This window comes from Spirosoma sp. (assembly GCF_026391055.1).
Classification (GTDB): domain Bacteria; phylum Bacteroidota; class Bacteroidia; order Cytophagales; family Spirosomataceae; genus Spirosoma.
Window position 1 is genome coordinate 55,139 of sequence record NZ_JAPLET010000031.1, and the last position, 13,137, is coordinate 68,275.

Sequence of the window (13,137 nt, forward strand, 5' to 3'; positions counted from 1 at the left end):
TGGTACGCCCTTTATCGTAAAAACAGAAAACAGGTATAGTATAGCTTTATAATAGGTAAAAGCAAGAACACCAAGCCGAAGTTATATAGTAATGAGTTTTTTACGCTCGCTGATCGGTATAGTCACAGGCGACTTATTGACTCCCTTTAGGTTGACTCCGCATTCCCAGAAAAATAAGGAGCCCGGCAACTGCGGCAATACCAACATCGCGGGCTTCCCGGCCTGAACTGTTTGTGAGCAGCCAACCGCACAACAGCACCGTAATGCCCGAAACGACTGCGCCACCCGCCACCCGAAACTGCGCCACTGGGACATCGGTACGACGGCGCAGAATGGGCAGAGCTGCACTGGTCAGGGCAAAGTACGCCAGGCGTATCAGGGTGCTTAGCGTTAGTGCATACAGAAATGTTCCTGTTACGGCCAGCAGAAGCTGCAACGCAGCCGTAACGAAGATGGCGACATAAGGTGTACGAAAACGCGGGTGAGTCCGGGCCAGCCAACGGGGTAACTGCCCCTGTTCGGCCATGGCAAACAACAGCCGGGGGCCGGTTAACATAAGGGCATGCAGCGTTCCCAGCGCCGTTAGCAAAGCCACGACGGTAATAAAAACAGCCCCGGCCGGGCCGATAAACTGCCCGGCGGCATCGGCCAGCGGACGCTCCGAATAGGCCAAATCGGGCAGCGTTCCAATGCAAACGACCTGCACCGCCATAAACAATAACGCCACCGTGCCAATAGATACCAGAAGCGACATCGGGACGGTTCGTTGGGGTCGCTGCACCTCCCCCGACGGAATAGCCGCTACATCGAAGCCCGAAAAGGTGAAGATAAGCAGTAGGACAGCCTGCGAAAACGAGGTGTACGCCGGAAATCGGGGAAACGTGAAGGCGTCCGGGTTTATGAAAAACAGCCCGCCAAGCGCAAACGCACCAATGACGACCAACTTACAGATGGTGAATACGGTATTTACCCGCGCCGACCGTTGAACGCCCACGTAGTTGACAACGCTCAGCATCACGATAAGGCCCGTTATGAGTCCGGCCCGTTCCCAGCCACTCCCCAACTGAGGACGAAAAAGCGCGGCATAGCTGACAACTAAATTGCAGATCGAGGCAAAGGCCGCTATGCGCGACAGCCAGAACAGCCAGCCAACCTCGAAGCCCACCAGCGGTCCAAACGCAACACGCGTGTAGAGATAAGGCCCACCCGTGCCACTAAACCGGCTGCTTACCTCCGCGAAACACAGAATGATTAACGTTACGATGGCTGCACTCGCCCCATACGCCAGCAGACTCCAGGTGCCTACCAACGCATATATTTTGGCAGGCAGGCCCAGAATACCCGCCCCGATAGTAATATTGATGATCAGCGCAATGAAGTCGAACGGCCGGATGCCCCGATCCAAACCCGTTTCGGGGGCGGCTTGACGCATAATGTTATGGGATTGAACGCAATTTACTCCGTTTCTTACCATACAAAAAGTAAATCACCAGCCCGATAACCAGCCACACCACCAGCCTCAGCCAGGTGTCGCCCGGCAGTGAGACCATCATGACCATACAGGTAAGAATGCCCAGAACAGGCACCACCGGTACCCAGGGCGTCCGGAATGACCGGGGTGCGTCGGGTTGTTTTTTGCGGAGAATCAGTATACCTACGCAAACCATCACAAAAGCCAGCAACGTCCCGATACTTGTCATTTCACCAACCACCCGGATGGGTACAAAGCCCGCAAACAGGCCGATAAACACACACAACAGCAGGTTTGCCTTCCAGGGCGTTCTGAAACGGGGATGAATTTCAGAAAACGCTTTAGGCAGCAGACCATCGCGGCTCATCGAGAAAAACACCCGCGACTGACCCAGTAAGTCGACCAGAATGACCGATGTATACCCAATCAGAATAGCCCCGATAATCAACTGGCCGAGCCAGCGATAGGGCGTTTTGGCAATGGCGATGGCTACCGGAGCAGCACTGTTTTTAAACTCCGTGTAGTTGGCCATACCCGTCATGACGTACCCAAAAAGCACAAATAACACGGTACAAACCACCAGCGATCCAAGGATGCCAATCGGCATGTCGCGCTGGGGGTTACGGGCCTCCTGCGCCATCGTCGCTACAATATCGAAGCCGATAAAGACAAAAAAGACAACCCCCGCGCCACGTAATACGCCACTCCAGCCAAATTCGCCAAACGTACCGGTGTTTTCCGGAATGTAAGGCTGATAGTTAAGAGGGTCTATGTACTGCCAGCCGAGCGCAATGAATACCAGCACAACCAGCACCTTCAGCGTTACCACAATGGAGTTGAACAAGGTAGAACCCGATGTACCCCGAATAATAATGCCGGTAATAAGCACCACAATGAGAACGGCGGGCAGGTTGACGAAACCCGAAACGGCCGTTCCATCGGCCCCTAGAACCGTTTCGAACGGCGATGCCATGAACCGGGGCGGCAGGTGCAGCCCAAAATAACTCAGAAACCGAGTCAGATACTGCGACCAGCTGATGGCTACCGTGGCAGCCCCAACCGAATACTCCAGTACCAGGTCCCAGCCAATGATCCAGGCGAACAGTTCACCCAGGGTAGCGTATGCATACGTATAAGCACTGCCCGCAACCGGCACCATAGCCGCAAACTCGGCATAACACAACGCACTGAAGGCACAGCCAACAGCGGCTACAACGAATGAAAGCGTTACCGCAGGCCCGGCATGGTTGGCAGCGGCCAGCCCCGTCAGGGAAAACAACCCGGCTCCAATAATAACACCAATACCAATAGCAACCAGATTGAACGCGCCTAACGAACGTTTAAGGGTTGAGTCTCCGCTTTGAGCGGCTTCCTGCCGTAAAAGGTCAAGGGATTTTATACGCATATACTAACGGTAAGAGACCTCACCAAAATCGGTCTTCTGATGAGTCAATGGGAGTAGCAACCTACGCTGAACGCAGCAAAAAATACCTTTTACCATAACCCGATGAGTAAAATAACGGTCATAATTTTTATTTTCCAATTTACTATACAAATTTTATAGGACAAAAGGACTAGTATACCTAAGCCATCGGGTACTCTCTGTAAACAAAGTGATGTATGATCTCGAAAAAAGCAAAATACGCCATCAAGGCTCTCAAAGCGCTAACCGAATCCTACGGGACCGGTCCTATTCTGATTACGGACATCGCTAAACGCGAAAATATCCCTCACAAATTTCTGGAAGGCATTCTTTTAGAAATGCGTAATCATGGCATCTTGCAAAGTCAGAAAGGCAAGGGGGGCGGATATCTGTTGCGGGTAGATCCCGAACGAATCAATCTGGCTCAGGTGATCCGGATCATTGACGGGCCCATTGCGCCTACCCCTTGTGTTTCGCTGAACTTCTACGTGCGTTGCGACGACTGCGCCGACGAAGAGACCTGTTCCATCCGCCCAATCATGCTCCGGGTTCGCGATGCTAATCTGGCCGTTTATGAGAAAACAACCATTCAAATGCTGGTGGATAAAAACAAACAACCCATCTAGCAACCCACCACTATCCTGGCCCCGGCAGGTGAATTTGTAACCCGATGCCTGTTCGCAACTATTGAGAACAGGCCAAATTCCTTGTTACCGAATCAAAACAAACGCAACATTAACGAACCTTTTAATAAATAATTTTATGTTTAAATAGAAAACTATTGTACAGATAGTGCGATACGTTAGTCAATGCCCGTTAATTTGTACTTCGTTACCACCATACGCATTATCCATATCCACTGCATTTGATTATGACGAGCGATCGTTTTAACCACCTATTCAACGAATATCGTCAGCAGGTAGTTGACCAGAGTACTGCCGCCGTTAATGCAAGCTCTCCCGACAAAGCGCCTACCTGGCTGCATGTACTTCAGCGGCATGTTCAGGAATGGAAGCAGCATTACGGCTCCGAAAGTCAGGCGATTCAGGAAATCAGAGCCAACCACCGGCATAGCCAGTTGAACAGCCAGGCCAAATTCACCGACGTAGAGCAGGAGATTCTGGAAGTAACGAAGTCATTCGAGTTAAAACGGGAAACAATCTGGATTCGCCAGCAACACGAGTTGAGTACGCTTGGTATCTCAATGGGTTAACCACCTTGTCAGTAAGTCACCGCCTGCGGCAGGCTCAAGCCGATTTACGGGTCTTCCCCAATTCCAGAAACCCCTTCCGTCACGCAGAAATCCAGTTTCGTACATTGAACCTGTTCAGGATTGCGGGCCTTACGTGTGGAGCTTTCAACTACCGGCTTCACCCTCTTACGCGAACACGTCCTGCTGGGGCTTTAGCCAAGTATTATTAATTGGGAAAGTATAACATTGCACCGACAGCATTGCCGGGCTTATGTTTTTCGCCTATTTTTATCGATTCTCACTCCCGATTACTGAATACACCCGCATGAAAACACAACTCCTCACAGCAGCACTGCTACTGCCCGTGCTGGTTTTCGCCCAATCCGGCCGAAACAAGAAAACCGCTGCACCCGCCGGGCCTGACAAAGACAAACAGGCCATTATTGCCAATCTGGACAAGCGCTCGCCCGAATACGCCGGTATTTCCAAAAAAATCTGGGACTTTGCCGAGTTGGGCTATATGGAAGAAAAAAGCTCGAAACTGCTGGAAGAACAGCTTGTAAAGGAGGGCTTCGACGTAAAAACGGGCGTGGCGGGTATTCCGACAGCCTTTGTGGCAACCTACGGTACCGGCAAACCGGTTATCGGTATTCTGGGTGAGTACGATGCCCTGCCCGGACTGGCTACTGAAGCCAAACCTGATTTCACCCCCATTCAGGGGCAGCGTGGCGGGCATGGCTGTGGCCACAATCTGTTCGGCACGGCCTCTATGGCCGCTGCGGTTGAAATGAAAGACTGGCTCAAATCGTCAGGACATTCAGGAACGATCAAAATTTATGGTTGCCCGGCCGAAGAAGGCGGTGCGGGCAAAGTATACATGGTGCGCGAAGGGCTGTTCAACGATGTCGATGTGGTATTGCACTGGCACCCAGGTTCGCAGAATGCCGCCGATGCCGGTACATCGCTGGCTAATAAGAACGCCAAATTCCGTTTCCGGGGCATTGCCGCCCACGCAGCCGCTTCGCCCGAGCGTGGCCGGTCGGCACTGGATGGGGTCGAGTCTATGAACTACATGGTTAACATGATGCGTGAACACATTCCGCAGGATACCCGGATTCACTACGTCATTACCAAAGGGGGCGAGGCACCCAACGTGGTGCCGGCATTTGCAGAAGTCTATTACTACGCCCGACACAAAGACCGCGACATTTTGCAAAGTGTCTGGAAACGGATTGAAAACGCAGCCGAAGGAGCTGCCAAAGGCACAGGCACCAAAGTGGAGTGGGAAGTACTGGGCGGGGTTTTCAACCTGTTACCCAACGTAACACTGGCCGAAGTGATGCACCAGAATCTGAAGACCGTTGGTGGCGTGAAATACACACCTGAAGAAACCGCCTTTGCCGAAAAGATCAGCGAAACATTTGGCGAACAGAAAGTGCCTATTACTAATGCTGCGCTGGTGAAAGATTTTCGTGACGCGTCGGAGAGTGCTACCAGTGGTGGTTCTACAGACGTGGGTGATGTAAGCTGGACAGTACCAACGGTTGGGCTGTCGACGGCCACCTGGGTACCGGGCTCATCAGCTCACAGTTGGCAGTCGACGGCGGCCAGTGGCATGAGTATTGGTCAGAAAGGCATGATCGTAGCCGCCAAGACGCTGGCCCTGACAGCGCTGGATTTGTATAAGTCGCCCGCCCTCATCGAGAAAGCCCGCGCCGAATGGATTCAGAAGCGTGGTGCCGACTTTAAATACGAAGCCCTGCTCGGCGATCGAAAACCGGCATTGGATTACCGGAAGTGACGACTAAACCTATAAGGTTTTTAAAACCTTATAGGTTTGAATTGTTACCTTTGCGGCAGAATTCAAAGAGCGAAAGAGTGAAAGAGTGAAAGAGCGGAACCGTACCCGTCGACACGCTTCGCTCTTTCACTCTTTCACTCTTTCGCTCTTTACCTAATGCTTCGGACGCACACCTGCGGAGAACTCCGCCTGACTGACCACAACACCACAGCCACTCTTTGCGGTTGGGTTCAAACCATCCGCGATAAAGGCGGTGTTCTATGGATTGACCTCCGTGATCGCTACGGCATTACCCAGCTTTTACTCGAAGACGGCCAAACAGCCCCTGAACTGTTCACGACAGCCCGCTCCCTCGGCCGCGAATTTGTGGTGAAAGCTACGGGAACAGTTATCGAACGGAAATCGAAAAATCCGAATATTCCAACTGGCGACATTGAGCTGAAAGTAACCTCGCTGGAGGTGCTGAACCCCGCCAAACTGCCCCCTTTCCTCATCGAAGACGAAACCGACGGGGGCGATGACCTTCGTATGAAATACCGGTATCTGGACTTACGCCGGAATCCCGTTCGCAAGAGCCTCGAACTCCGCCACCGTATGGCTCAGCAAACGCGGGTATACATGGATGGGCAGGACTTCATTGAAGTGGAAACGCCGGTTCTGATTAAATCGACGCCCGAAGGCGCACGGGATTTTGTGGTACCCAGCCGCATGAATCCCGGCGAATTTTATGCCCTGCCCCAGTCGCCCCAAACGTTTAAGCAGTTACTGATGGTATCTGGTTTTGACCGGTATTACCAGATTGTCAAATGTTTCCGGGACGAAGACCTCCGCGCCGACCGTCAGCCGGAGTTCACCCAAATCGACTGTGAAATGTCGTTTGTGGAGCAGGAAGATATTCTGAACATGTTTGAGGGGCTGGTTCGCCACCTGTTCAAGGCCGTTAAGGGCATCGACATGGCTTCGGTTCCCCGCATGACCTATGCCGACGCCATGAAGTTTTACGGCTCCGACAAGCCAGACACGCGCTTCGGCATGGAATTCGTTGAACTGAAAGGTACCTTCGACACCGTCGATATGACCTCGGGTAAAGGCTTCGGCGTATTTGACTCGGCCGAACTGGTTGTGGGCATTAATGCACCGGGCTGCGCGCACTACACCCGCAAACAACTCGATGAACTCACCGACTGGATCAAACGTCCGCAAATTGGTGCTAAAGGTCTCATCTATGTCCGGTACAACGAAGATGGTACCCTGAAATCGTCCGTCGACAAGTTCTATTCCGAGACTGAATTGAAAGCCTGGGCCGCTCACTTCGGGGCTAAACCCGGCGACCTGATGCTGATCGTTTCAGGCGATTGTGCCAAAGCCCGGAAGCAACTGAGCGAGCTGCGCCTGGAGATGGGCAGCCGACTGGGTCTTCGCGATCCGAACGTGTTCAGTACATTGTGGGTGCTCGACTTTCCGCTGCTGGAGTTTGGCGAGGAGGAAAATCGCTGGTTCGCCATGCACCACCCGTTCACATCGCCCAAACCAGAAGATATCCCGTTACTGGATACCGATCTGGGTGCCGTTCGAGCCAACGCCTATGACCTGGTTATTAACGGTACCGAAGTGGGTGGCGGCTCCATCCGGATATTCAACCGCGATTTGCAGGCCCGTATGTTCAGCATTCTGGGTTTCTCGGACGAGGAAGCAAAAGCACAATTCGGCTTCCTGATGGATGCTTTCGAGTTTGGCGCTCCTCCACATGGCGGTATTGCCTTTGGTTTCGACCGCCTGTGTTCGCTCTTCGGCGGGGCCGACTCCATCCGCGACTTTATCGCTTTCCCGAAAAACAACTCGGGCCGCGATGTCATGATCGATTCGCCTTCTGTTATTTCACAAGCGCAGTTGAACGAACTGAAAATTGCAACGATAGCGAAGTAAAATAGATTTAACCACAGAGGCCACAGAGTTTTCTTGCTCTGTGGCCTCTGTGGTTACTACGTTTTGGGGTAGTATTTACGTACTTCACTCAACGTCCCATTTGCTCATCCAGGGATCACGGGTTTGCTGCTGAAACCGTTTGAGCTTAGCTTGCATTCGGGCCAACACCGCTTTGAATTTGGGATTAGCGGCCAGATTTTTCACTTCATCCGGGTCCGTTTGGAGATCGTATAATTCGAACCGCGGGCGATGCACATAGGCGTTCACCGTTCGTTTGCCGTACAATTGCTGCTGCGTCCGGAGCACATCCTGCCACGTAAAGGAGTGGTATAAGTCGAGCGCCATGGGAAAAGGCAGTTGATAGGCAATGTTGTAAATCAGTTTATACCGGCGTTCCCTCACCACCCGCATGGGGTAATACATGGTCACTTCGTGCAGCGAGTGCGAGGCATATACTTCATCCCAACCCGTTACCTGTTCCTGCTCGATAATGTCTTTGAAGGAGCGCCCCTGCTTCGGCGAGTTTCCGGGCTGGACACCGGCAAAAGCCAGGAGTGTAGGTGTTATATCGGCCCAGGAAATCATCGCATCCTGAACAAATCCCCGTTTTTTGGGTATTGGCAACTTGACAATGCATGGTAACCGCATACCCGGTTCGTACAGAGTTGTTTTTGCTCCCGGGAAAGGTGCGCCATTATCTGACAGATAAACAATCAGGGTATTATCGTACTGTCCAGTGTCTTTCAGGTAGTCGATCAGTCGGCCAACACCCGCATCCAGTCGGCTGATGGCTTCATAATACTGTGCCAGCTCGGCCCGGCACGCTTTTGTGTCGGGTAAGTACGCCGGCACGCGTACATCCCGAGGCTGATAGAAATGGTCGCCCACCTGCGGATACCCTCCCGGCCGATTCCCGAATACATTCGGTTTTGTCCCGTCAAACACCGGCGATCCATCGACTGCCACTGTGTTGCTGCGGTGCGGATCATCCGTGGCAAAGTAAAGAAAGAAGGGCTGAGTTATGTTCGATTGAGTTGCGCTCGGTTGGTCTGCTGATACTTTGGCCTCCAGAAAAGGATAACAGAAGCGGGCCATTTCGACCGGACTTCGGCCGATAGAGGCCGGATCGTTTACTCCACCCCCTTTGAGTACCTGTTGAAAATGGTATACCTTCTCCGGCGCTACGTGCAGTTTTCCAATTCGGGCGGTGCGGTATCCAGCCTTTTCAAGCAGAACGGGCAGTGACTGTACGGTATCAAAGGAAGCAAAGTGGTGTTCCTGATGCTCAAGGCCATACATTCCATTGGTATGATTCTGCAAACCCGTCAATAACACAGAGCGGCTGGGACTACAACTGGCTGTTGTGCAAAACGCATTTGAAAAGCGCACCCCGTCGGCGGCTAACTGATCGATGTGTGGCGTTTTGACAGTAGGTGCCCCATAGCAGCCTAAAACCTCCCGGCCATGGTCATCGGCAACAATCAAAACAATGTTTGGCCGACTGTCTGCAGCCCTTGCTTTCTGCCCAGAACTGCTGGTGAAATGGGTCGGTTTAGTGTTGCAAAACACAGTATATATCGCCCAAAGCAATGCCAGGATACTACTCAATAATGACTTCAGGCTAATGATCATGCAAAAATAAATGTGTATTCTTTAATGAATAATTAACGAATACTAGGTTAACTCCTAATATATTTATGAAACTTATTGGCCGTTTTATAAACCAATTCTGTTTCTATCTATACTTATGTCTGCTTTGTTGATAATTCGATTTTACCAAAAAATACATCAGACAGACTTTTTACTACGCTTTATACAATCTATACAACTGTTAACTTTTCGTTTATGCCATTTCCTTTCCGATGGATTGGGGTTATTGTCTTGCAATTTTTCTCTGGTCTGGCGTTCTCACAACTCACCATCACCAGCCCTGTACCCAGAATGGTCTTCCAGCGCAATTTAGCAAATGAAGCCAGTGTTAGTATAACCGGAATTGCCTCTTCTTCAGCAACAACCATAGAAGCTCGTTTTGTCCCGATGGCCGTTGGTCAGGGAAATGTTACGGACTGGACGCCTTTGAAATTTCTCCCTCAGTCGACGGCCTTTCATGGGCAGGTGACTGTATCGGCAGGCTGGTACCGACTGGATGTGCGGTCTCGGTCGGGAAGAACCATCACCGCCCAAACCCAGGTCAACCGCGTCGGTGTGGGCGAGGTGTTTATTATTGCCGGGCAGTCGAATGCCGAAGGCGGGTTTCAACGGCCGCCCAGTTCTGTAGATGACCGGGTCATGTGCGTCGATTTTCGGCAGGATAGCCTCAGTGAGCAGCTGATTCCTTTACAATTCAGCCACATCAGTTATGGCACCAGCATTGGCCCCAGCCAGCCGCCCCACATTTACAGCATTTTAGGCGATAAACTTGCCCAGCGACTTAATGTCCCCATCCTGTTTTTAGGCGCGGCCCTAGGCGGGACCAGCAGCGCCGACTGGCAGCAATCCGCAGCTGGTAATATGGGCACCGGTCGTAATTCAGCCGTTTATCGGCGAATGGGGGCGGTTTTACTTCATTATGTTACCCGAACCGGGGCCCGGGCTGTTCTTTGGCATCAGGGAGAAAGTGATCTTCATTCGTCAACACAGACATATTTCGATAACATTAAATATGTCATTGAAAAAAGTCGGCAGCAGCTTGGCGGGAAACCCCTGGCCTGGAGTGTTTCACGGGCAAGTTATATTTTTGGGCAAACCAGTCCCTCTGTTATCGCAGCACAGAACCAGCTTATCAGCAATGTATTTAATGTCTTTGCCGGGCCCGCTACCGATGGCATTACCGGCCCCGACAACCGATTCGACGATCTGCATTTTGGCGGCAATGGGCTCTATCGGTTTGCCAGTGCCTGGGATGAGAGCCTGACAGCCTCCTTTTTTCAAAATGCGCTTCCCGTTATGCCAACCGACTCGGCGTCGCTGATTACGAGCGGTTACACCATACCCCTTACCCGACGGCCGGGCGAGACGATTGCGGTTGCTTCTGTCCGCAGTGATGCGCATGAATCAGACAATCAATATGTTGCCCAGATTATTCGCGCCAGTGATGGGATGCTGATGCAGGAATCCAGTCCAACTACCGATAATCCGATCTCGATGGTGCTACCGTTTGTACTGGCAAACGGGCAATATCGTCTACGTACCCGCTCTACTCATCCCGTTGTGCTGGGCACCTTGGGCGAACCATTCAATGTGCAGCAGGATGCCACCCCCCGACCTCAGCCCCCTATACAGCGACTACCCGTTAGTGGAGGAACGGCCGATACAACCATCAGACGTTTTGGGTATCGTTATGAAACAGGTTCCCATTCATTTTACGGGCTGATTCAGGCTACTTCGCCGGTAGAAGTTCGATTGCAGAGTCTAGACGGCAGCGGTTTCAATGATTCTGACTGGCACCTTGCTCCTCCCAGTTCTCAGGCACCTGATTATGATCAATTCGCTGACTTCAACTATATCCGTAATTACCCGCCTATTGCTGGAGGAGTTGGTGGCGTAATTCCAGGGAGATACCGTTTTTCGATACGTCGGCAGGGCAGTACCGGGCCGGGCTTATGGTATGAACTGACGTTACTCGACGGTCGGAATATTCTATACTATCCCATGGAGCCCATTGGCGCTGTTCCGCCAGTGCTTACCATCACCAACTCGGTAACGCCGTGTCTGGTTGGCTCTTTTGCCGTAGCCGTCGACGTCGCCGAAAGTGCCCCGCAGACGGGCAATGTTTTCAGTGTCAAATTGTCGGACGCCAACGGCTCGTTTACCAATGAAACAACCATTGGCACCGGAACAACCAGCCCTATTGCGGTCAACCTGTCGCCAACGCTTCCTGTGGGGTCTAATTACCGTATTCGGGTTGTAGCCAGCAATCCGGCGGTAGCCAGCGCTCCCAGCCAGTCGTTTTCCATTTGTGCCGGGGCCGATCTGTCCATGCAAATGGCCATCAGTAACCGGGCATCGTTGACCAGTCAGCCCGTTACGTTAACGGTTGTACTAACCAACGCAGGGCCAATGGACGCGACAAATGTAAAAGCAAGCAGCATACTTCCCGATGGGATGAATTTTGTAGATGCGGCATCGGGAGCCATTAGTACAGCCGCGAACACTGTATCCATCAATGCCGGCAATCTGCTCAATGGAGCCAGCAAATCGTTTACGTTTCGGGTTAAACCTACCAAAAACGGTACCTTTTTTACGTCTGCTCAAATTACGGCCAGCAATCAGTTCGACCCCGACAGCCAGCCCAATTCGGGTACTGGCGATGGACAGGATGACGAAGCCACCGTCGATTTGCGTACACCCGATTCTGGTGCGTTCATCAGCGTATCCCCCAATCCAGGCCAGGTACCCCTACCCCCCGTTCAGTCCAGCCAACCCCCAGCGGACAATACCAAAGCCGATTTGAGTCTGGCCATTGCTACCAACTCGCTGGTAGTTTCAGCCAATCAGGTCGTAAACATTCCCTTAACTGTAAGCAATTCGGGCGGGGCAAATGCGACGAATGTATCCGTACAGGCACTTTTACCTACGGGCTGGCAATTAACGACAACAGAGGGGCTTACGGTCAACGGGCAAACCGTAAGCGGTACCATTGGGTCCATTGCAGCAGGTAGCACAGGCACAAGGGTGCTCGTGGTGAAGATAACCCAGGCGGGCACACTGCAAGCTCAGGTAGCTGGCGCGTCACCTTCTGACACCGACTCCACACCGGGCAATGGCTACACGAAAGGCGAAGATGATGAGGCCCGGTTGAGCCTGCGGATTAAGTAATCTATAAATACATAAAAAATATAATTATTGCTTAATACAGGTTAGGGAACCGAACTGCATAAGCAGGATCCTTTTGTAGCCTGTTACGGTCGACTTACGTATGTCCAGCTTACCCCAACCTCGTCGAACCTCATCAGCACCAGCCTGACGGTCAGCAACGGCGGTGGGGCATCGGCTTCGTCAATTTTGGTACAGGTGGTGTTGCCCAACGGAGTGGCTCTTCCGGCCAGCCAATCGGGCTGGGTACAGGTAGATGCGCAGACTTACAAAAGGTATATCAATCAGCTAGCTTCGGGCCAGTTGGCTACAATCATGCTCAACTGGCAAGCCACGGGTAGCGGCACGCTGAAGGCCCAGATTTTAGCCATGCGTGAAGCAGACTCCGGTTCGACACCGGGCAATGGATTTTCTAAAGGGGAGGATGATGAAGCGTCCATTAGCTTACGCCTGAGGTAAGTAGTCAACCAAATCTATAAGGTCTAATTTAAAAGGCCAGGCCAGAGCCT

Annotated in this window: 9 protein-coding genes; 6 read left to right on the forward strand and 3 right to left on the reverse strand. The window is 52.1% G+C overall.

What is annotated here, in order from left to right:
- Nucleotides 1-133: 133 nt before the first annotated feature.
- The gene (locus NT073_RS32095) at nt 134-1,432 is read right to left on the reverse strand and encodes an APC family permease (RefSeq protein ID WP_297382264.1); all 1,299 of its coding nucleotides are present in this window, start codon (nt 1,430-1,432) and stop codon (nt 134-136) included.
- Between the two features lie 4 nt (nt 1,433-1,436).
- The gene (locus tag NT073_RS32100; RefSeq protein WP_297382266.1) at nt 1,437-2,876 is read right to left on the reverse strand and encodes an amino acid permease; all 1,440 of its coding nucleotides are present in this window, start codon (nt 2,874-2,876) and stop codon (nt 1,437-1,439) included.
- Between the two features lie 215 nt (nt 2,877-3,091).
- Here NT073_RS32100 and NT073_RS32105 point away from each other — a divergent pair, with 215 nt between their 5' ends.
- The 4 genes from NT073_RS32105 (at nt 3,092) to aspS (ending at nt 7,813) form a co-directional block, all read left to right on the forward strand.
- Complete coding sequence (locus NT073_RS32105) at nt 3,092-3,520, forward strand: Rrf2 family transcriptional regulator (protein ID WP_297382268.1); 429 nt, start codon at nt 3,092-3,094, stop codon at nt 3,518-3,520.
- Between the two features lie 245 nt (nt 3,521-3,765).
- A complete protein-coding gene (locus NT073_RS32110; protein ID WP_297382270.1) occupies nt 3,766-4,107 on the forward strand; it encodes a hypothetical protein in 342 nt (113 codons plus the stop codon).
- Nucleotides 4,108-4,411: 304 nt separating this feature from the next.
- The gene (locus NT073_RS32115; RefSeq protein WP_297382272.1) at nt 4,412-5,887 is read left to right on the forward strand and encodes an amidohydrolase; all 1,476 of its coding nucleotides are present in this window, start codon (nt 4,412-4,414) and stop codon (nt 5,885-5,887) included.
- A gap of 156 nt (nt 5,888-6,043) precedes the next feature.
- Nucleotides 6,044-7,813: an aspartate--tRNA ligase gene (aspS, locus tag NT073_RS32120; protein WP_297382273.1), complete on the forward strand. Its 1,770-nt coding sequence runs from the start codon at nt 6,044-6,046 to the stop codon at nt 7,811-7,813.
- A gap of 84 nt (nt 7,814-7,897) precedes the next feature.
- On the opposite strand, the gene NT073_RS32125 is transcribed toward aspS, so the two are convergent.
- Nucleotides 7,898-9,298 (reverse strand): sulfatase, encoded by a 1,401-nt coding sequence (locus NT073_RS32125; RefSeq protein ID WP_297382275.1) that lies wholly within the window; start codon nt 9,296-9,298, stop codon nt 7,898-7,900.
- Nucleotides 9,299-9,658: 360 nt separating this feature from the next.
- Here NT073_RS32125 and NT073_RS32130 point away from each other — a divergent pair, with 360 nt between their 5' ends.
- Nucleotides 9,659-12,631 (forward strand): sialate O-acetylesterase, encoded by a 2,973-nt coding sequence (locus tag NT073_RS32130; protein ID WP_297382277.1) that lies wholly within the window; start codon nt 9,659-9,661, stop codon nt 12,629-12,631.
- Nucleotides 12,632-12,685: 54 nt separating this feature from the next.
- On the forward strand, nt 12,686-13,087 hold the full coding sequence (locus NT073_RS32135; protein ID WP_297382667.1) for a hypothetical protein: 402 nt from the start codon (nt 12,686-12,688) through the stop codon (nt 13,085-13,087).
- Nucleotides 13,088-13,137 lie beyond the last annotated feature (50 nt).

Bases quoted from the DNA above. Each gene is read 5' to 3' on its own strand.
- NT073_RS32095 (WP_297382264.1), bottom strand. From the start codon at position 1,432: ATGCGTCAAGCCGCCCCCGAAACGGGTTTGGATCGGGGCATCCGGCCG.
- NT073_RS32100 (WP_297382266.1), bottom strand. From the start codon at position 2,876: ATGCGTATAAAATCCCTTGACCTTTTACGGCAGGAAGCCGCTCAAAGC.
- NT073_RS32105 (WP_297382268.1), top strand. From the start codon at position 3,092: ATGATCTCGAAAAAAGCAAAATACGCCATCAAGGCTCTCAAAGCGCTA.
- NT073_RS32110 (WP_297382270.1), top strand. From the start codon at position 3,766: ATGACGAGCGATCGTTTTAACCACCTATTCAACGAATATCGTCAGCAG.
- NT073_RS32115 (WP_297382272.1), top strand. From the start codon at position 4,412: ATGAAAACACAACTCCTCACAGCAGCACTGCTACTGCCCGTGCTGGTT.
- aspS (WP_297382273.1), top strand. From the start codon at position 6,044: ATGCTTCGGACGCACACCTGCGGAGAACTCCGCCTGACTGACCACAAC.
- NT073_RS32130 (WP_297382277.1), top strand. From the start codon at position 9,659: ATGCCATTTCCTTTCCGATGGATTGGGGTTATTGTCTTGCAATTTTTC.